General features: G+C 69.0%; 19 protein-coding genes. 10 read left to right on the forward strand and 9 right to left on the reverse strand.

Features of this window, described 5'->3' with window-relative positions; all coding sequences use genetic code 11:
• Positions 1-309 precede the first annotated feature (309 nt).
• The gene (locus tag ACGFI2_RS18225) at positions 310-747 is read left to right on the forward strand and encodes a DUF1003 domain-containing protein (RefSeq protein WP_393518058.1); all 438 of its coding nucleotides are present in this window, start codon (positions 310-312) and stop codon (positions 745-747) included.
• A 267-nt stretch (positions 748-1,014) separates the two neighbouring features.
• Here ACGFI2_RS18225 and ACGFI2_RS18230 read toward each other — a convergent pair whose 3' ends face one another.
• The gene (locus ACGFI2_RS18230) at positions 1,015-1,269 is read right to left on the reverse strand and encodes a cation-transporting P-type ATPase (RefSeq protein WP_393518061.1); all 255 of its coding nucleotides are present in this window, start codon (positions 1,267-1,269) and stop codon (positions 1,015-1,017) included.
• A 467-nt stretch (positions 1,270-1,736) separates the two neighbouring features.
• Between ACGFI2_RS18230 and ACGFI2_RS18235 the strand changes: the two genes are divergently transcribed.
• The 6 genes from ACGFI2_RS18235 to ACGFI2_RS18260 all read left to right on the forward strand — a co-directional run bounded on the left by ACGFI2_RS18235 (position 1,737) and on the right by ACGFI2_RS18260 (position 10,241).
• Positions 1,737-2,588, forward strand: a complete 852-nt coding sequence (locus tag ACGFI2_RS18235; protein ID WP_393518064.1) for a slipin family protein — start codon at positions 1,737-1,739, stop codon at positions 2,586-2,588.
• A 99-nt stretch (positions 2,589-2,687) separates the two neighbouring features.
• The gene (locus tag ACGFI2_RS18240) at positions 2,688-5,093 is read left to right on the forward strand and encodes a phosphoketolase (RefSeq protein ID WP_393518067.1); all 2,406 of its coding nucleotides are present in this window, start codon (positions 2,688-2,690) and stop codon (positions 5,091-5,093) included.
• 37 nt (positions 5,094-5,130) lie between these two features.
• Positions 5,131-6,135, forward strand: coding sequence for an Acg family FMN-binding oxidoreductase (locus ACGFI2_RS18245; RefSeq protein ID WP_393518070.1), 1,005 nt, complete (start codon positions 5,131-5,133; stop codon positions 6,133-6,135).
• Between the two features lie 66 nt (positions 6,136-6,201).
• Positions 6,202-8,892: a cation-translocating P-type ATPase gene (locus ACGFI2_RS18250; RefSeq protein ID WP_393518073.1), complete on the forward strand. Its 2,691-nt coding sequence runs from the start codon at positions 6,202-6,204 to the stop codon at positions 8,890-8,892.
• A 52-nt stretch (positions 8,893-8,944) separates the two neighbouring features.
• Positions 8,945-9,277, forward strand: coding sequence for a cupin domain-containing protein (locus ACGFI2_RS18255; protein ID WP_393518076.1), 333 nt, complete (start codon positions 8,945-8,947; stop codon positions 9,275-9,277).
• 79 nt (positions 9,278-9,356) lie between these two features.
• Positions 9,357-10,241 (forward strand): universal stress protein, encoded by an 885-nt coding sequence (locus ACGFI2_RS18260; RefSeq protein WP_393518079.1) that lies wholly within the window; start codon positions 9,357-9,359, stop codon positions 10,239-10,241.
• Positions 10,242-10,889: 648 nt separating this feature from the next.
• Here ACGFI2_RS18260 and ACGFI2_RS18265 read toward each other — a convergent pair.
• The 8 genes from ACGFI2_RS18265 to ACGFI2_RS18300 all read right to left on the reverse strand — a co-directional run bounded on the left by ACGFI2_RS18265 (position 10,890) and on the right by ACGFI2_RS18300 (position 16,019).
• Positions 10,890-11,846, reverse strand: a complete 957-nt coding sequence (locus ACGFI2_RS18265; protein ID WP_393518082.1) for an SDR family oxidoreductase — start codon at positions 11,844-11,846, stop codon at positions 10,890-10,892.
• Positions 11,847-12,003: 157 nt separating this feature from the next.
• Positions 12,004-12,837 carry a CPBP family intramembrane glutamic endopeptidase gene (locus ACGFI2_RS18270; protein ID WP_393518085.1) on the reverse strand — a complete coding sequence of 278 codons (834 nt, stop codon included), beginning with the start codon at positions 12,835-12,837 and terminating at the stop codon, positions 12,004-12,006.
• A 59-nt stretch (positions 12,838-12,896) separates the two neighbouring features.
• On the reverse strand, positions 12,897-13,520 hold the full coding sequence (locus ACGFI2_RS18275) for an NADPH-dependent F420 reductase (RefSeq protein WP_393518087.1): 624 nt from the start codon (positions 13,518-13,520) through the stop codon (positions 12,897-12,899).
• 54 nt (positions 13,521-13,574) lie between these two features.
• The gene (locus ACGFI2_RS18280; RefSeq protein WP_393518090.1) at positions 13,575-14,276 is read right to left on the reverse strand and encodes a TIGR03619 family F420-dependent LLM class oxidoreductase; all 702 of its coding nucleotides are present in this window, start codon (positions 14,274-14,276) and stop codon (positions 13,575-13,577) included.
• The gene (locus ACGFI2_RS18285) at positions 14,273-14,476 is read right to left on the reverse strand and encodes a hypothetical protein (protein WP_393518092.1); all 204 of its coding nucleotides are present in this window, start codon (positions 14,474-14,476) and stop codon (positions 14,273-14,275) included. The genes ACGFI2_RS18280 and ACGFI2_RS18285 overlap by 4 nt, the downstream gene beginning before the upstream one ends.
• A 107-nt stretch (positions 14,477-14,583) precedes the next feature.
• Entirely contained in the window at positions 14,584-15,207 is a 624-nt protein-coding gene (locus tag ACGFI2_RS18290) for an NADPH-dependent F420 reductase (protein ID WP_393518095.1), read from the reverse strand.
• A gap of 85 nt (positions 15,208-15,292) precedes the next feature.
• Positions 15,293-15,403: an SDR family oxidoreductase gene (locus ACGFI2_RS18295; protein WP_393518097.1), complete on the reverse strand. Its 111-nt coding sequence runs from the start codon at positions 15,401-15,403 to the stop codon at positions 15,293-15,295.
• Positions 15,404-15,539: 136 nt separating this feature from the next.
• Positions 15,540-16,019, reverse strand: coding sequence for an SDR family NAD(P)-dependent oxidoreductase (locus ACGFI2_RS18300; protein ID WP_393518099.1), 480 nt, complete (start codon positions 16,017-16,019; stop codon positions 15,540-15,542).
• A 220-nt stretch (positions 16,020-16,239) separates the two neighbouring features.
• Here ACGFI2_RS18300 and ACGFI2_RS18305 point away from each other — a divergent pair, with 220 nt between their 5' ends.
• From ACGFI2_RS18305 to ACGFI2_RS18315, 3 genes are all read left to right on the forward strand, one after another.
• Positions 16,240-17,151: a LysR family transcriptional regulator gene (locus ACGFI2_RS18305; protein ID WP_393518101.1), complete on the forward strand. Its 912-nt coding sequence runs from the start codon at positions 16,240-16,242 to the stop codon at positions 17,149-17,151.
• A gap of 495 nt (positions 17,152-17,646) precedes the next feature.
• Positions 17,647-17,955: a hypothetical protein gene (locus tag ACGFI2_RS18310; protein WP_393518104.1), complete on the forward strand. Its 309-nt coding sequence runs from the start codon at positions 17,647-17,649 to the stop codon at positions 17,953-17,955.
• A gap of 180 nt (positions 17,956-18,135) precedes the next feature.
• Entirely contained in the window at positions 18,136-18,501 is a 366-nt protein-coding gene (locus ACGFI2_RS18315) for a hypothetical protein (RefSeq protein WP_393518107.1), read from the forward strand.
• Positions 18,502-18,547: the final 46 nt, after the last annotated feature.

The raw sequence follows: 18,547 nt of genomic DNA on the forward strand, positions 1-18,547 counted from the left end.
AGGGCGCCGCCCCGGACCCCGGTGGCTCTGACCGTCTTCGCTGACGTGTTCGCCCGGCGGAGCTGCGGGTGGCCCGCCCGACGCACAACACCGAGTTCCGGGCTGTCGACGGCCGCCCCGTCCCGGCTGATTCGATCCGAGTTCGGTTCTCCATCCTGCCGCGGAGCGCCAGCGCCGATGTCGCGGCACCGGCATGACGACGCCGTAGTTGCTGGCCCGGACCGGATCGTCGACCGACCACGGTCGGGCACCCACCCGCCGGGTCCCTGCGTCCCACGACGCGTCCCCTCAGGAAGGGAGGCGGCCACGATGGCCTCGGCACACCACCGGCATCCCGTCAACCAGTACCGGCACGACCACCGCAACGCTGGGCAGCGCCTGGCCGATTCAGTGACCGCGGTGTTCGGTTCCTGGCGCTTCATCATCATCCAGACCGGCATCGTCACCGTCTGGATCGCGGTGAACATCATCGCCGTCCTGTACCGCTGGGACCCTTACCCGTTCATCCTGCTCAACCTGCTCTTCTCCACCCAAGCTGCGTACGCGGCCCCGCTGATCCTGCTCAGCCAGAACCGGCAGGCCGACACCGACCGGGTCAAGGCCGAGCACGACTACCAGGTCAACCAGCTCGCCCTGCAGTACCTCATCGCCTGGCACCGGGACACTCACGGCGTGAACTGTGACTGCGTGCGCCGGGCACAGCCGATCGTCGAGGGAATGCTGACCACGCTCGCCAAAGAGCTATGACCGGAGGCACGTTCACCTCGCCGTGATCGGGGCGGGCAGACCGGCCGGGGTCGGGTCCGGCAGGTTGTCGACGGCGTCGCACCGAGCGATGTCTCGCCGCCGGAGCACCCACCGGGCGACCTCGTCGGCTCCCCAGACCAGAAACGGGAACGGGGCGATGACTGCCAGCTGGCCGAGACTGAGCGCTGCGGTGCCGAAGACCGCCAGCGCCGGTGTGCCGCCGGCCCAGGCCAGGACGGCGGCAAGCGTCAGCAGGATCGCCAGCGGCTAGGTGAACTGGGAGAGCAACTCGGCCGGCCAGCGCCTACCGGTACGCCGGGCCAGCCCGTTCGGCCCGTACACGACCAGCCGGCGGGCGGCCTCGCGGCCGGCCAGCCCGTGCGGTGAGGTGCGCAGGTCACGGAACAACTCGACGAGCGGCTCCCGCGCGTCCACCTCACCGCCGGCGGGCCGACCGCCCGATCCGGTGCCGTCGGCCGAGGGGACGGTGTCGCTCGGGGCGGCCGGTGTCCGTGCGGTCATCGTGGCGTCCTTCAGGTGTCGAGGACAGGCAGTGCGGGGCGGGAGCGGCGCGATGCGGCGGTCGGCGGGGCGGAGTGCGCGGATACGGCGGGACGCGTCGTGCGCGAGCCGGTGGCGCTCGGCCGGGTGCGAGCGGTACCGGGCCGAGGCCGTCAGCAGAGGGTCGGCTCGACGACCGCGTCCCTGCCGGGGCGAGCGGAAGGGGGCCACCGGGGTCCCGAGTGACGACCTCACCGTACGCGCCATGCGCGTGGTCGGCGTTGTCGATCAGCGCCGCGGAGCGCGCGGGACGACGGAGGCCGCCAACAGGCGTATGGTCAGGTTGTCGCCCTGGACCCCGGTGGCCGGTAGTTGGCCGTTGCGGGCACGTCGACGTTCTTCGCCTCCGCAGCGATCGGGTGCGTATCTCGCTGGGCACTGTCTCTCGGGCACGAAGATCCGGCTACGGCCGAAGTCAGGAACCTGTCATGTCGTACGTGTGGCTCGTCGTCGTCCTGGTACTGGTTCTGTTCCTGTTGTCGCTGGCGTTGAAGGTGGTCAAGCAGTACGAGCAGGGTGTGCTGTTCCGGCTCGGCAGGGTCATCGGGGTCCGCCGCGCGGGCCTGACCGTGATCATCCCGTTCATCGACGTGCTGAAACGCGTCAGCCTGCGGATCATCACCATGCCGATCCAGTCGCAGGGCATCATCACCAGGGACAACGTCAGCGTCGACGTCTCCGCGGTCGCGTACTTCCGGGTCGTCGACGCGGTGAAGTCCGTCGTCGCGATCGAGAACGTCGGCGCCGCGATCAACCAGATCGCGCAGACCACCCTGCGCAAGGTCGTCGGGCAGCACACCCTCGACGAGACGCTGTCCGAGACCGACCGGATCAACGTCGACATCAAGACGATCCTGGACGTGGCCACCGAGGACTGGGGTGTCGAGGTCACCATCGTCGAGCTGAAGGACATCCAGCTGCCGGAGAGCATGAAGCGCGCCATGGCCCGTCAGGCCGAGGCGGAGCGCGAGAAGCGCGCGAAGATCATCGCGGCTGAGGGCGAAGCGCTCGCCGCGGACGCGCTCGGCGCCGCCGCGGACATCATGATGGCCCACCCCCTGGCGTTGCAGCTGCGTAACCTGCAGAGCCTGGTCGAGCTCGGGGTGGACAAGAACACCACCGTGGTGTTCCCGGCGCCGCTGATGAGCACGATCGGTGAGCTCGGTGCCTTCCTCGCCCGGGAGGCCGGTGCGGCGGGCGTCGTTCCGGGGTCGCGCGGCCCCGTCGTGGACGCCACCCCGCCGGTCAACGGCGCGGTCCGTGCGGTGCCCGCCTCCTGAGGCTGCCCCCCCCCGGGCGTGCCGTCGACTCGTCGCGACTCGTCCCCCCGCCGCGCCACCGCGTCGCATGACGCTCCAAGCCGGAAAGGCGATACCCCGATGACCGTGACCAGCACCCCACCTGAGCTGGACGCCACGACCTTCCAGATCGCCGAGGCCGCGCCGCTGGGCACGGACGAACTCGACCGCCTCGACGCGTACTGGCGGGCCGCGAACTACCTGTCCGTCGGTCAGATCTATCTGATGGGGAACCCGCTGCTGCGGGAGCCGCTGCTGCCGGAGCACGTCAAGCCGCGGTTGCTCGGACACTGGGGCACGACGCCCGGTCTGAACCTGCTCTACGCGCACCTGTCGCGGATCGTCGCGGCCCGGTCCCGGGAGGTCATCTATGTGACCGGTCCGGGCCACGGTGGCCCCGGCCTGGTCGCGAACACCTGGTTGGAGGGCACCTACTCCGAGGTCTACCCGAGGATTTCGCAGGACGCGTCCGGGATGGGTCGGTTGTTCACCCAGTTCTCGTTTCCCGGTGGCATTCCGTCGCACGTCGCGCCGGAGACGCCCGGGTCGATCCACGAGGGCGGCGAGCTCGGCTATTCGCTCTCGCACGCGTACGGAGCGGCCCTGGACAACCCCGACCTCGTGGTGGCGTGCGTGATCGGGGACGGCGAGGCCGAGACCGGACCTCTCGCGGCGTCGTGGCACTCCAACAAGTTCCTCGACCCGGTCGGTGACGGGGCGGTGCTGCCGATCCTGCACCTCAACGGATACAAGATCGCCAACCCGACGGTGCTGGCCCGGGTCGGCGACGACGAGCTGTGCGCGCTGTTGGTCGGGTACGGGCACCAGCCGTACCTCGTCTCCGGCGACGACCCCGCCACCGTGCACCAACTGCTCGCGGCCACCCTGGACACGGTCTTCGACGAGATCGCCGAGATCCAGCGGGCCGCCCGCGCGGACGGTGCCACGGAGCGTCCGCGGTGGCCGATGATCGTGCTGCGTACCCCCAAGGGGTGGACCGGTCCCAAGGTGGTGGACGGCGTGCAGGTGGAGGGGACCTGGCGCGCCCACCAGGTCCCGCTCACCGCGGCCCGCGACGACGCGGCGCACCTGGATGCCCTGAGGGAGTGGATGCTTTCCTACCGGCCGGCGGAGCTGTTCGACGACGCCGGCGCTCCCCGGGCGGAGGTCGTGGACTGGCTGCCGGCCGGTGACCTGCGGATGTCGGCGAACCCCCACACCAACGGCGGCCGCTACCCCCGCGACCTGGAGCTGCCCGACTTTCGCGACCACGCGGTCAAGGCGGGCGAGACCGCCGAGGCGACCCGGGTGCTGGGCGGCTGGCTCCGTGACGTGCTCACCGCGAACGCCGAATACCGCAACTTCCGGGTCATCGGTCCGGACGAGACCGAGTCGAACCGGCTGGGCGCGGTCCTCGACACCACGGGCAAGGCGTGGCAGGCCCGCATCGACGAGGTGGACCAACACCTGGACCGCCACGGCCGGGTGATGGAGATCCTCTCCGAGACCACCTGCCAGGGCTGGCTGGAGGGGTATCTGCTGACCGGCCGGCACGGGTTGTTCTCCTGCTACGAGGCGTTCATCCACATCGTGGACTCGATGTTCAACCAGCACGCCAAGTGGCTCAAGACCACCCGGCACCTCGGCTGGCGCAACCCCGTCCCGTCGCTGAACTATCTGCTCACCTCGCACGTCTGGCGGCAGGACCACAACGGCACCTCCCACCAGGATCCCGGGTTCATCGACCACGTCGTCAACAAGAAAGCCGAAGTCGTGCGGGTCTACCTGCCGCCGGACGCCAACACCCTGCTCTCGGTGGCCGACCACTGCCTGCGCAGCCGCGACTACGTCAACGTCATCGTCGCCGGGAAGCAGCCCGCTCCGACCTGGCTGGACATGGACGACGCCGTCCTGCACTGCGGCCGTGGCCTCGGCATCTGGGACTGGGCGGGCAACGACGACGGCGACCCCGACGTGGTTCTCGCCGCCGCCGGGGACGTACCGACCTACGAGATCCTCGCCGCGACCGACCTGCTGCGACGGCACCTGCCCGAGCTCAAGGTGCGGGTGGTCAATGTCGTCGACCTGATGCGCCTACAGCCTGACTCCGAACACCCGCACGGGCTGTCGGATCCCGAGTTCGACGCGATCTTTACCACCGACCGGCCGATCATCGTCGCCTACCACGGCTACCCGTGGCTGATCCACCGGTTGACCTACCGGCGCACCAACCACCAGAACATGCACGTGCGCGGCTACAAGGAGGAAGGCACCACCACCACGCCGTTCGACATGCTCGTCGTCAACGACATGGATCGTTTCCACCTCGTCATGGACGTCATCGATCGGGTCCCCGGCCTTGGCCGCAAGGCAGCCGTCCTGCGCCAGGAGATGGTCGACAAGCGCGCCGAGCACCGCGCCTACGTGCGGCGTAACGGCGAGGACCTGCCCGAGATCCGCGACTGGACCTGGCCGCACACGCCCTGATCGGCCAGACGCTCGCAGTGCAGGAGGAGATCCCACCATGAGCACCGACGCTTCCATCCGAGCCGCCGACACCCGCGCCGAGGTGCGGGCACTGTCCGCCGCCGCGACCTTGGCGGGCCACGCCCCGTCGATCCACAACACCCAACCCTGGCGCTGGCGGCTGACCAGCAACGAGCTGGACCTCTACCTCGATCACAGCCGGGGCCTCGAGATCACCGACCCCGACTCCCGCCTCGCCATCCTGAGCTGCGGCGCCGCGCTGCACCACGCACTGGTCAGCCTCGCCGCCGCCGGTTGGCACACGCTCATCGCCCGCATGCCGAACCCCGCACACCCCGACCACCTCGCACAGCTTCGCCTAGACCACCGCATCCCGGTCACTCCGGCAGCGATACGCCACCGGCAAACCATCGCTCTGCGGCACACCGACCGCAGGCCCGTCGTGAGCACCCCGGTCGCCGCCGACAAGCTGCGCTCCATCGTCGCGGCCGTCGAATCCGCCGGCGCCGGGCTGCACCTGCTCCAACCCGACCAGGTGTACGACCTGGCCGCCGCCGCCGCCGACTGCGCTCAACGTACCGAATCCGGCGAGGCCGCCTGGCAGTCGGAGCTCACCTATTGGACCGGTGGCACCCGGCCCCTGGGCAGTGGTGTCCCGGACGCGGCCATCCCGGACCGCGCCCCGCAGGCAACGGTGCCCGGCCGCGACTTCGGCCACCACGGCGACCTGCCCATCTCCGAGGCGCACGAGAACGTGGCCACCTTCGCGATCCTCTACGGACTCGAGGACGGCCAGCTCGACTGGCTTCGTGCCGGGGAGGCACTCTCCGCCGCCTGGCTCACCGCCACCGAACTCGGAGTTTCCGTCCTGCCGTTGAGCGCCACGATCGAAGTGGCCGTCACCCGCGAACACCTGCGGCGTTTGCTGGCCGACCTCGGCCACCCGCAACTGGTGCTGCGCCTCAGCACCTCGGATCCGGCCGGCACCGCTCCTGCGCACACCCCACGGCTCCCCGCCGAACAGGTCATCGAACGGGCCTGACCAGCCGTCGCACACCATCGGCCCCCGCGAGGCGGTGACCACGATCCAACAAGGCGGAGAACCACAATGAGCGTATCGAAGACGCAGGCCCCACCGGATGTGGGCTCGGAGCCCCCGCCGAACGGCGACCTGCACCCCGCCTTGGCCGATGCCGGTGGTCTGTCGTCGGGCGACGCCGCGGCGCGGCTGGCCCGCGTTGGTGGCAACGTGCTGCCGACGCCGCAACCCACACCGCTGTGGCGAAGGATCGCCACCCAGTTGCGCGACCCGCTGGTGCTGGTCCTGCTCGCCGCGGCAGGGTTTACCCTGGCGACTGCCGATTTCACCGACGCGGCCGTCATCCTGCTGGTCATCACCGTCAACACCACCGTCGGCGTGCTTCAGGAGATCAAGGCGGAGCGGGCCATCACTGCCCTGTCCGCCCTGTCCGCCCCGGCTGCCCGGGTGGTCCGCGATGGCAAGCAACGCGAAGTTCCTGCCGCAGACCTCGTCACGGACGATCTGCTGATCCTGGCCGAAGGCGACGTCGTGCCCGCCGACGCCCGCCTCGTGGAGTCGGTCGCACTGCTCGTCGACGAAGCGGCGCTGACCGGAGAATCCGCCCCCGTCGACAAATCCCTCGCCGCCACCGGCGCGGACTCGGCTTCTTCAGCGGTCGTGTCGGCCGGCACGGTCGTCGTCCGGGGCCGCGGACGCGCCGTCATCACCGCGACCGGCTCGGCCAGCGCGATGGGCCGCATCGCCGCCATGATGGTCACCAGCCCCGGCCTGACGCCCCTGCAGCGTCGCCTGGCCGGTGTGGGCCGCCAGCTCGCTTTCGGCGCGCTGCTGCTCTGCGGGCTGGTCCTGGCCCTCGGCCTGCTGCGTGGACAACCGCTGCAACTGATGATCGTCACCGCGATCAGCCTGGTGGTGGCCGCCGTACCGGAGTCACTGCCGGCCGTGGTCACCCTCAGCCTGGCCCTGGGCGCACGCCGGATGACCGCCCGCCACGCCGTGATCCGCAGGCTGCCGGCAGTGGAAACCCTCGGATCGGTAACGATCCTGGCCACCGACAAAACCGGCACCCTCACCGAAGGCACCATGGTCGTACGGCAGATGTGGACCCCACATGGGGACGCGTCGGTCACCGGGTCCGGCTTCGCCCCGGACGGGCAGATCCACCGAGACGGCGAAAATGTCGGCGCCGGCCAGGTCGGCGACCAGGCTCCCGACCTCGTGGAGTTGTTGAGGGCGGCCGTGCTCTGCAGCGATGCGTCGCTGCGCGCGCCCAGCCCCGACAACGACGACTGGATGGCCGTCGGTGATCCCACCGAGGCAGCGCTGCTGACCGCCGGCGGCAAGCTCGGCATCGACGTCGACGCGCTGCACCAGGCGTCGCCCCGGCACGGTGAGGCGCCGTTCGACAGCGACCGCAAACGGATGAGCACCGCACACCAACTTGCCCACGGACGCATCCAGATCAACTGCAAGGGGGCCCCGGAATCGCTGCTGCAACCGGCGATCCTCACCGACCACCCCGACGTGCTGCGTCAGGCCACCTACCGAGCCGACACGCTCGCCCGAGAGGGCTACCGTGTCCTCGCCGTGGCCCGGGCCGAACGCGACACCGTGCCCGGCGACGCGGCAGGCTACGAGCACGGCCTGCGACTACTGGGCCTCGTGGCGATCCTCGATCCGCCGCGCGCGTCCGCCGCGGCCACCATCGTCGCGTGCCGCGACGCTGGCATCACCCCGGTCCTCATCACTGGCGACCACCCCGCCACCGCCACCGCGATCGCTACCGAACTGCACATCATCGACGCCGGCGAGACCGCGGTCGACTGTCGTACCACCGATCCCGGCCCGGCAGCCACCCGCGGCGTACGGGTCTTCGCCCGCGCCACCCCGCAGCAGAAGGTCGCCATCATCGACTCCCTGCGTGCCGCCGGTGAAGTCGTCGCGATGACCGGCGACGGCGTCAACGACGGCCCAGCACTGCACCGCGCCGACATCGGCGTAGCCATGGGCAAGCGCGGCACCGAAGTCGCCCGCCAAGCCGCCGACCTGGTCCTCGCCGACGACGAACTCGCCACCGTCGTTGCCGCCGCCCAGGAGGGCCGCCGCGTCTATGCCAACATCCGCCGGTTCCTGCTCTACGCCCTCTCCGGCGGCGCCGCCGAGATCGCCGTGATGCTGGTCGGGCCGTTCATCGGCCTGCCCCTGCCGCTGCTCCCAGCCCAGATCCTCTGGATCAACCTGCTCACCCACGGCCTGCCCGGCCTGGCAATGGGCAGCGAACCCGCCGACCCCGACGCCATGCGCCAGCCCCCACGCCCGCCGGCCGAAACCGTCCTCGGTGCCGGCCTGTGGCAACGCGTCCTGCGTGTCGCGGCGGTCATCGCCGCCGTTACGATCGGCGTCGGCGTGTGGGCGCACACCACCGACCGGCCATGGCAGACCTTGACGTTCCTCGCTCTGGGCCTCACCCAACTCGCCGTGGCCCTGGGATCACGCGCCCGCCCCGGCACAGCCGCCAACCCCATGCTGTTCGCTGCGGTCGGCGCTGCTCTACTGCTGCAACTCGCCGCCATCTACGCTCCGCCGCTGCGTCAGCTGCTCGGCACCGAACCGGTCACCGCAACCGACCTGCTGATCGTGACGGCCGTGTCCGTCCTGGGCTACGCCGCCATCCGCCTCGACCGCCGCATCCACTCGACCCCGCCACCACCAGCGGAGGTTGGTAGGCCCATTTCGGAATCCTCGGAGTCGACCTGAGCTGGCCGAGCGGTTCACGAGAACCCGCACGACGAGACTTTCAGGATGTGTCATGCAGAAATTCTCCCTGACCGCACTGGCCCGCCAACAGCTCAAGCTCGCGCACAGCGCCTCCAGTGGCCGTAGCAGCTCCACCGTTCACGGCGGCCACGAGCACCAACTCCGCCAGACGGTGATCGCGCTGACCGCCGGCCAGATGCTCAGCGAACACGAGAACCCAGGCGAGGCCACGGTCCACGTCCTGCACGGCCGGGTCCGGCTCGGCGCTGGCGAAATGTCCTGGGACGGCGCACCTGGCGACCTGCTGATCGTGCCGGATCGCCTGCACACGCTGGAAGCGCTCGAAGACGCCGCGGTGCTGCTCACCGTCGCCAAGCACTCATGACCGGGATGCCTCACCGCCCATCCCACCCCCGCGGTACAGGGCCCACCGAACATTCATCAGCGCCCACCGGAGGTAAACCATGACCGGCCCACCCATCCTTGTCGGAGTCGACGGGTCTGACTGCAGCCTCGCCGCGGTTGACCTCGCGGTCCGTGAGGCCGCGCTACGCGGACGTCCGGTACGCATCGTCTACTGCGACCCATGGGCCGATCACCCCGCCTGGGCGCACAACGACCCGGCCGGCGAACTGGCCGGCGGAGTTCTGTCGGACCCGCAGCGGGCCATCCGAGCCGCCATCGACCGAGCAAACACCGACGAGGTGCCGGTGACCGGCGAGGTGCTGGCCGGGAACCCGACCACCGTCCTGATCCGCGAGTCAGCCGACGCGGATCTCCTCGTTCTCGGACACCGCGGTCGGGGCGGCTTTCCCGAGTTGCTGCTCGGTTCGGTCGCGGTGACGGTGGCCGCGCACGCCGCCTGCCCTGTCCTGATCACACGTGGGACGCCGACGACCGGAGGTGAGGTCCTGGTCGGTGTGGACGGCTCGCCAAGCAACCACGCCGCTATCGGTTTCGCCTTCCACGAGGCCGCGCTTCGCAGTGTTGATCTGCGGGCTCTGCATACTCGGCGTGAATCGAACATCACCGACCACGGTTCGATGGCCATGGGCGACTCTGGGTCCGAATACGTCGAGCAGGACCAGGTCCTGACCGAAGCACTGGCGGGCTGGTCGCAAAAGTACCCGCAGGTGGTCGTGCAGCGGCAACTGGCGACCGGCCGAGCGGCACACGCGCTCGTCGCCGCCAGCGACCGCGCCCAACTTGTCGTACTCGGGGCCCGCGGACGCGGCGGGCTTCATGGTCGCCGCCTCGGCTCGGTCAGCCACGCCGTCCTGCACCACGCGGCCTGCCCGGTCACCATCGTGCACGACGTATCGCAAGAACAAGGGGTCGCGACAACCTAGACACGCCGCCCTCGCCACGATGCACCTCTATGGCTGTGATTGGGGTGGCGACATCGCGCGGGTTGACTTACCTGCAGCTACTCGACGGGTCGCCTCGACTGGCCAAATGCCGTGCCGCGGTCAGCTACCCGGCGGCTGTCCGTCAACTATTTGATGGAGTGAATCATAAACGAGCTTTTCAACGGGGTCAGATCCCGACACCGCACCGCTGGGCCTTGTTCAGTTCGACGGACCCGCCAGGGCCGGCTGAGTCCGACAGAACCTGCCCGGTCGTATCCTTTGCGGCGTGTCGGTGAGCACCGAGCGCAGGCCCTGGCCGTGGCCGTGGCCGTGGCCGTGGCCGTGGCCGTGGCCGTGGCCGAGGGCGGGGTGCGACCGTCGCGGTCGAGCACCTCTGCGGCGTGTCGGTGGCGGTGACCGGTGTCGACTGCGCAGCCGTCGCGGTGTGCCTGCGCGACAGCCCACGGGAGGTCCTGGGTGCCAGTGACCTGGTGGCCTCCGACCTGGAGGAGCTGACCCTCACCCTGGGGGAGGGCCCGTCCGTCGACGCGATCAGCGGTGGTCCCGTGTTGGTCGCGGACCTCGCGGCCCCGCACTGCCAGGACTGGTGGCCAACGACTTTGCCGGGGCCCTGGGTTTGGTGTGCCCTCAGATCGCGGGGCCGTCAGTTGACGGGAAGTAATGGCCGTTGTCCAAATCGGCGAGCAGGCCGGGCTGAGCGGGTTCCCAGCCGAGGGTCCGGCGGGTGATGAGGTTGGACGCCGGGTAGCTCTGCGTGACCACGTTCGCGAGGAACCCGAAGTATCCCGGCAGCATCAGTTCGTCCAAGGGCACGCTCACGGCGGGCAGGCCCAGGCGGCTGCCAACGGCCTCGGCGATCTCGCGGAACGGGATGCCGCCGTCCCCCACTGCGTGCCAGTACTTGCCAGCGTCACCCTTCTCCAACGCGAGGCGTAACAAGGAGGCGGCGTCGCGGGCGTGCACGGCGTTCCACAGGTTCGCGCCGTCTCCGGGGTAGCCGGCGAAGCCCTTCTCTTTCGCCAGGGCGATCAGCGTGGGGAGGAAGCCGGAACGGTCGGTCGTGCTGTGCGCGATGTTGGCGAGCCGCACGATCGAAGATCGCACCCCTCGCTCAGCGAGGCCGATTACGGTGGTTTCCACGACGTTACGGGCCCGCAGGGTGCCCTTGTGCTCATCGCCGCTGGGAAGGGCCGGGTCCTCCTCGGTGGCCATCCGGCCCAGGAATCCCTGCCCGGGCGAGCCAATGCTCCCCGCTGCGACCAGCGGCTTTCCGGTTCCCGCGAGTGCCTCGCCGTACGCGAGCATGATTGGGAGCTCCGCGGCGGCCACGGCGGCGACTCCGCCGGACGGAAGCAGGTCTTGTCTGTGCGCGACATGGATGACGCCGTCGGAGTCTGCCGCCGCCTCCTTGAGCCCGTCGAGATCCTGGAGGTCGCCGCGGCGCACCTTCGCACCGAGCGCGGACAATGCCGCCGCGGCCGCCTCCGATCGGGCCAGGCCGGTGACCTCGTGCCCGGCGGCGATGAGCTCGGGGACGATGTACGAACCGGTATGGCCGGTCCCGCCAGTGACAAAAACGCGCATGCTACTGGTCCTTATGATTGATGTGGGGGAGAAGTAATGGTGCGGGCGCGCTCAGGCAGAAGTGTTGACGCCGAGGGTGAAGTTGAAGCTCCCCGCGCCATGGCGGCCGAAGACGGTGTTGAACGCCTTCACGACGTGCGCGACGGCGGGGGTTCGATCAACTGGTGAGCCTAGCGGCCACGTCCGCCCGGGCCGAGCGACGGACGGGGACCACATGACCACGCCGGTGTGCCAGCCACATGAACACGACGGTGGCCACCACGCCGAACACGACGGCGTACATACTGCCCTCCGGCCCGAAGTCGCCGCCCGTGACCAGCGCGGGACCCGACATCGTCGCGTCCAGCAGGCCCTGCGGGGTGTTGCTGCCGGACACCTTGGTGCTGAAGATGGCGCTCGCGGCAATATTCCAGCCGAAGTGCAGACCGATCGGCACCCACAGCTTGCGGGTGGCGACGTACGCGGCGGTCAGCATCCCGCCTGCCTCGATGGCGATAGCGATGGCGCCCCACAGGGTAGCGGTCGCGTTGAGCAGGTGGATCAGGCCGAACAGCGAGCCGGTCAGCACGAGCGCGATCCAGGTTCCGGTCCAGTGCTCGACGTTCCCGAACAGGACACCGCGGAAGACCAGCTCCTCGGTCACGGCGGCACCCGCCATGATCCCGAGCAGGGCGACGGCGCTCGACGGTGTGCCCAGGCCGTTGATCGTATAGTTACCGAAAAAGGCGATGTTCGCGATGACTGCCCCGAACAGCGCGATGCCGAGCAGCGTGCCCCAGCTAATCCCGGCACCTGCTCCCTTCAGCGACACCTCGACGGGGGCCCGGTGCTCGGTTCGCCGCACCACCCGGCCGTAGACCACGACCGCGACGACGGCCGTCAACAGGCCGGCGACGAGCGCCAGCCAGGGCTTGTCCTTCACCGCTGCGGTGCCCAGATTGCCGAGGATCCAGACCGCCACAACCGCCAAGAGCTGCCATATCAGACGCACGATAACTCCTCCGTGAGAATCCGCGGCGGGAGCGCCGCGGGCTACTAGCAGGGGTGCGCTCAGCCGGGGAAGTCGACGCTGAGGGCGACGTCAAAAGTGCCCGCGCCGTTGCGGGCCAGGCCCATCAGCAGCGGCCCGACCCCTTCCAGCCAGCGGGCCATCTCCAGGCCGCCGACGTCGAGGGGACGCAGTCCGAGGGTCTCGATGAACGCCGACACGCTCGCCTTGGCGACCGCGTCGTCTCCGGCGAAGAACACGTCCAACGGACGCTCCTGGACCAGGACATGGCCGAAGACGGTGTTGAACGCCTTCACGACGTGCGCGCTCGCCGGGGCCGCCTTGGCGATCTCCTGCGCACCGGACGTGCCCTCAGGAGTGAGCAGCCCGGTGGCGTCGGCGTTGAAGGTGTTGGAGATGTCGATGATGACCTTGCCGGCCAGTGCCTCCCCGTACCAGGCGACGACCGGCACGGCGCTGGTGTACGGCACGGCGAGGACGACGAGGTCGCCCACAGGGACGGTGCCGAAGGTCCCCGCCGTGGCCCCGGCGCCGAGTTCGGCGGCCAGGCCCTTGGCCTTGGCCGGGTCGCGGCCGATGAGCTCGACGGAGTGCCCGCCTGTGACCGCGCGGGAGGCGATGGCGTGGGCCATGCCCCCGAGGCCGATGAAACTGATGCTGCTCATGGTGAGTGCTCTCTTTCGTGGGTGATCGTTTCTGGGTGGTTGTTTCTTAGGTGGTCACAACCGGCCGGTACGCTCGATCACCTGGCCGGCGAAGTCGAGCAGCTGGTCAAGGCTGGTGAACATCGCGAAGGCATCGAAGTACCCCTCGTCAGCACCGGAGTCGGCGTACCGCTTCAGCTGGTCCGCGACCGAGTCGACGGACGTGCCCGGCTCGAGGTTGATCCGCATGGCCGTCTTCAGTGCGTCGGGATCGCGGCCGGCGTCTTCCGCCGCTCGACGCGCGATCGACCACAGGTGGTCGGCGCCCTCGTCCTGACTGCTGATCGACGCGGCGGGTGCCGGCCCCTCGACCCCGAGCCATCCGACCCCGCTGCGGCCGACTCGGCGCATCGCGGCCTCGCTGGCACCGCCGATCCAGATGGGCGGCCCGCCCGCCTGGACCGGCCGGAGGTCGGCGTGGACCTGTGGCATGGTGAAGAACTCGCTGTCCCAGGACACGGGACTGGTCGTCCACCACGCCTGCAGGAACGCCAGCGTGTCGTCAAGCATCTTGCCGCGCCGCTGCCAGTCCGCGTTGCGAGCCGCGTCGTACTCCTGCTTCATCCACCCCACCCCGACTCCGACGCCGAGGCGTCCGCCGCTGAGCACGTCGAGCGTGGTCAGCTGCCGGGCCAGGTGCGGCGGCTCGTAGTAGAACGTGCTGAGCGTGCTGGTGTTCAGACGCACCCGGCTGGTCGCCGCCGCAGCGACGGTCAACAGCAGCACCGGATCGAAGAGCGGGCCATCTGCGGCCCTCGGGCCAGATAGCCGCTGCCCACATCAACCGGCGTGACCAGGCAATCACCGATCCACAGGGTGTCGTAGCCAAGGTCCTCGAGCCCGCGGACGAAAGCGCTCAGGGCAGGGGCGTCGCTGACGGAGGGCCCGACAACAGGAATCACAAAACCGAGCTGCATTGCGATGAGCCTCCTCGGGCGAATTCCTTCGCTACTATTAATGTCTGACGTCGATGAGCCCGTGGTCCGTCAACCTGTTTGCCGGCTGTTTGGCCAATCCCAGGAGGTCAGCCCGTGAACTCGTTGACGCCCAGGGCGAAGTTCCCGTGGCCGATCCCGTTGCCCGCGAGGCCTACCGTGAGCACTCCCGCTCCTTCCAGCCAGTGCGCCATCTTCAGGCCGCCGACATCCAGCGGGCGCAGTCCGAGGCTCTCGATAAATGTCGCCACGTCTGCCTTGGCCTGCGGGTCGTCGCCGGCGAAGAAGACGTCGGGCCGGCCGTTCTCCAGGACGCCACGGAAGATGGTGTTGAAGGCCTTGAACACGCTGGCGCTGGCCGGGGCCACCTTGGCGACCTCCTGCGCGATCGATGTCGGCTCGCTGTGGGCCAGGCCGTCGAACGCGGCGTTGAAGGGGTTGCTGATGTCGATGATGATCTTGCCCGCGAGGGCGTCTCCGTACTCGGCGACGGCCGAGACGACACCGGCGTACAACACGGCCGTGATGACGATGTCCCCGGCCGGGACGGCACCCCACTTACCTGTCGTGGTGCCACCGCCCAGAACCTTGGCCAGGGCATCGGCCTTGGACTGATCGCGTGCCATGATCTCGACGGTGTTGCCGCCCGCCACCGCGCGCGTGCCGATCGTGCGGGCCATGTTCCCCGCACCGATGAAGGTGATGCTGCTCATGAGCTGTGCTCTCTTCCTGTTCTCAAGGCGCCCTGTTCTCCAGGCGCCGCTCTGACTCGTTCGTGTGTGGATCAGGTGGTGTGGTTCAGATGGCGGTGGTGCCGCCGTCGGCGACCAGCTCCAGGCCGTTGACGTAGCTGGAGTCGTTGGAGGCGAGGAAGAGGGCGATGGTGGCGATCTCTTCGGGACGGCCCATCGTTCCGCGGGGGATGAGGGACTCGAACGCGGCCCTCGTCGAACAGCTCTTCCTGCTTGGCGGTGCCGACCTGGCCGGGGGTCAGGACGTTCACCCGGATCTTGCGGTCGCGCAGCTCGTTGAGCCAGACGCGGGCTCAGGCCTGCTGGACGGCTTTGCTGCCGGCGTAGAGGCTCCAGCCAGGGAAGGCGCCGAGGGAGGCGTTGGAACCGGTCATGAGGATCGAGCCGTTGTCGTTGATCAGCGGCAGGGCCTTCTGCACGGTGAACAGGGTGCCGCGCGCGTTGAGCGAGAAGGAGCGTTCGAACTGTTCCTCCGTGATCTCGCCGAGGACGGCAGGTTCACCGAACCCGGCGCTGGCCCACAGCACGTCGATCGAGCCCTTCTCCCGCTTGACGGTGTCGTACAAGCGCTCCAGGTCGTCCAGATCGGACGCGTCACCCTGGACGGCAGTGACGTTACGGCCGATCAGCTTGACGGCGTCGTCCAGCGCTTCCTGCCGCCGGGCCTGGATGAAGACATACGCTCCTTCCTCGACGAACAGCTTGGCCCCGGCCAGTGCTAGACCGGTGGATCCACCGGTGATCACCGCGACCTTGCCATCGAGCTTTCCCACGGTCACTCCTTTGAATTGATGGATTTCCGAGAAAGGAACAGAAGAGGCCCAAATCTTGATGTGCTCATCCTTGTTGTGGGCACTGCCGTCAAATGCGGACCCCGAATTCTTGTGCCGAGTTCTCCCGGCCTCATGAACATTGCCACCGCCCTGATCGGGTGTCCAAGACCTGTTTTAGCCGTGGTGATACCCTCGAGGCATTGCCGGACCGGGAGGTTCCGTGGATCTGGACCTGCGCAAGCTGCGCTACTTCGTCGCCGTCGCCGACCGGTTGCACTTCGGCCGCGCCGCCGAAGAGCTGCACATCGCGCAGCCGGCGCTCAGCCGGCAGATCCGCGCGCTGGAACAGGACCTCGGCGCCTCGCTCTTCACCCGCGACAGCCACGGCGTCACGCTGACCGACGCGGGCCGACAGCTGCTGGACGACGCAGGCCCGCTACTCGCCTCCGCGCACGCGGTCCGGCGCCGAGTGTCCGTGGCAGAACGCGGCGGCCAGCGGCTGGTGGTCGGTTTCCGGGCCGGCATCCCGGTCATCCCGGCGACGCGGGTGTTCGAGACCCAGCATCCAGACGCAGTCGTGGACGTGCAACGAATGGAATGGGACGACCAGGCCCCGATGCTGCTCGACGGCCGCGTCGACGTCGCCTATGTGCGGCTGCCCATCGACGATACCGGCCTGCGCCTGACTCCGCTCTACACCGAGCCCCGCATGGTGGCGCTGCCCATGGGCCACCGGCTGGCCGGCAAGGCGGAGGTCACCGAGGCCGACCTGGCCGGCGAGCCGCTGATCTGGCACGCCGACACGAGCACGCAGCCCACCAGACGCCCACACCCCGATTCCGGACTCCGGGTGCGCGGGGTGGAGGAAAAGCTCGAGCACGTCGCGGCCGGCCGTGGCATCTCGTTCGTGGGGCGTTCGGAGACCGTGTTCTACTCACGACCGGACATCAGCTACGTGCCCGTCCCGGATCTGGCGCCCGACCAGGTATTCGTCGCGATGGCCGCGTCACGCACCTCGCCGCTGGTCAACGACTTCTTCGCCGCAGCTCAGGCGACGGCTGAGATCACGGCGGAATGCGGGAACTATGAGATGTGGCAGATTGTCAACGACACCGTTTCAAAGCGCGGTTGAGTAGTTCGACTGACAACAGCCGGACCCGACCTCCAGTGCCCGCATGCCCTGTTCGATCCTGACCTGATGCAACATTGTGGCTTGTCAGCCACGGCGCGCCGATCGACGACGTGATGCGCCCGATCTCGTGGCTCCGAGTGTGGACCGACGCTTGCACGACCTGCGGCACACCGCCGCGTGTCTCTGGCAGTTTCCTAATCGTCAGCGGATTGCGACGGTGGGGTTGCTATCGATCACCCCTCGGACACCACTACGTGTGGATATCCACGCGAGATCAACTCCCCTCGCGTGGGGACGGGAACCGCTACGTTTCATTTGTGCAATCAGACGCTGGGAGTGGCTTCTACCTGCGCTGACACCACGGCGTCCGCCCTGGCAAGGGCTTAAATGAGGCTTGGCCGCCCGCGTTCCCGCCAACCCGACGAGCAGCTCGTCGAGGCACGAGTACCTACCCCGCTGTCGGTCGCATCGCCGGAGCCAGCGTCGCTGCCGACATTGACCGCGCCCGCGATCGGTAGTAACGATGGCGCGCTGTTCGACGTGGGCCGGCCCGACGCCGCCGGCCGGGTCACTGTTCGTCCACTGCTGCGGGCCTTGGGCTGGGCACCGGGCCTCACGCTGCACGTCGACGTCGTAACCGGCGCAATCCTGATCACCCCGGCCGCCGATGGCGCGCATGTCGTGGGCACCCGCGAGGAACTGCCCCTACCGGCCGCCGCCCGACACCTGTGCGGCATCGCCACCGGTGAACCCGTGCTCCTGGCCGCCTTGCCCCGCCAGAACCGCATCCTCGTGCACCCCTGAAAGCGTGCAACGGTGCCATGAGAGGCAGCAGGTGGCCGATCCCTGCAGCGACGACCCACTGGGCTGCCGGCTGGTCCAAAAGCCACGGCGCGTGCAGTAGGAGTTTCCGTAACCCGCTACGGTCTTGCACCTGCACCAGGGCGCTGTGCGCATTGCGCCAGGAAGAACGATCACCGCACGGTGCCTGCCAGCGACGAACTGCGCTGCTTCCGGAAGGAGCACGTCCCCGTTGCCGAGATCGAGAAATGGCAGCTCCACGATGACCCCGACGACGCCGAGGGGATCGCCAAGATCGAAAGCCTCCGCCGTGCGGTCCAGGCTGGGGTCCGGCTGCCAGCGATCGTTCTGGTTCATGTACCCGGCGGGCCTCGATTCGAGCAGTTCAGTGACCCCCGCTATGCAGGCGCTTACCACCTACTCGAAGATCGTCACCGCTACAACGCCGCTTACCAGGAGCGAACGCCGACGATTTTTGCGTGGGTCGCTCACATCGGCTGCTGCGGCGGACCCGGCGCTGACCTTGTAGCAGCGGAATCTGGCGGGTAGGCGTGGCTCCATCTGGGCTGCCCTGCAAGAGACAGCGAGGGCGGCA

Origin of the sequence: Micromonospora sp. NPDC049282 (assembly GCF_043197045.1) — a bacterium.
Classification (GTDB): domain Bacteria; phylum Actinomycetota; class Actinomycetes; order Mycobacteriales; family Micromonosporaceae; genus Micromonospora.

Excerpts from the sequence above, each read along its gene's own strand:
- ACGFI2_RS18225 (WP_393518058.1), top strand. The coding sequence starts at position 310 with ATGGCCTCGGCACACCACCGGCATCCCGTCAACCAGTACCGGCACGAC.
- ACGFI2_RS18230 (WP_393518061.1), bottom strand. The coding sequence starts at position 1,269 with ATGACCGCACGGACACCGGCCGCCCCGAGCGACACCGTCCCCTCGGCC.
- ACGFI2_RS18235 (WP_393518064.1), top strand. The coding sequence starts at position 1,737 with ATGTCGTACGTGTGGCTCGTCGTCGTCCTGGTACTGGTTCTGTTCCTG.
- ACGFI2_RS18240 (WP_393518067.1), top strand. The coding sequence starts at position 2,688 with ATGACCGTGACCAGCACCCCACCTGAGCTGGACGCCACGACCTTCCAG.
- ACGFI2_RS18245 (WP_393518070.1), top strand. The coding sequence starts at position 5,131 with ATGAGCACCGACGCTTCCATCCGAGCCGCCGACACCCGCGCCGAGGTG.
- ACGFI2_RS18250 (WP_393518073.1), top strand. The coding sequence starts at position 6,202 with ATGAGCGTATCGAAGACGCAGGCCCCACCGGATGTGGGCTCGGAGCCC.
- ACGFI2_RS18255 (WP_393518076.1), top strand. The coding sequence starts at position 8,945 with ATGCAGAAATTCTCCCTGACCGCACTGGCCCGCCAACAGCTCAAGCTC.
- ACGFI2_RS18260 (WP_393518079.1), top strand. The coding sequence starts at position 9,357 with ATGACCGGCCCACCCATCCTTGTCGGAGTCGACGGGTCTGACTGCAGC.
- ACGFI2_RS18265 (WP_393518082.1), bottom strand. The coding sequence starts at position 11,846 with ATGCGCGTTTTTGTCACTGGCGGGACCGGCCATACCGGTTCGTACATC.
- ACGFI2_RS18275 (WP_393518087.1), bottom strand. The coding sequence starts at position 13,520 with ATGAGCAGCATCAGTTTCATCGGCCTCGGGGGCATGGCCCACGCCATC.
- ACGFI2_RS18285 (WP_393518092.1), bottom strand. The coding sequence starts at position 14,476 with ATGCAGCTCGGTTTTGTGATTCCTGTTGTCGGGCCCTCCGTCAGCGAC.
- ACGFI2_RS18290 (WP_393518095.1), bottom strand. The coding sequence starts at position 15,207 with ATGAGCAGCATCACCTTCATCGGTGCGGGGAACATGGCCCGCACGATC.
- ACGFI2_RS18295 (WP_393518097.1), bottom strand. The coding sequence starts at position 15,403 with ATGGGCCGTCCCGAAGAGATCGCCACCATCGCCCTCTTCCTCGCCTCC.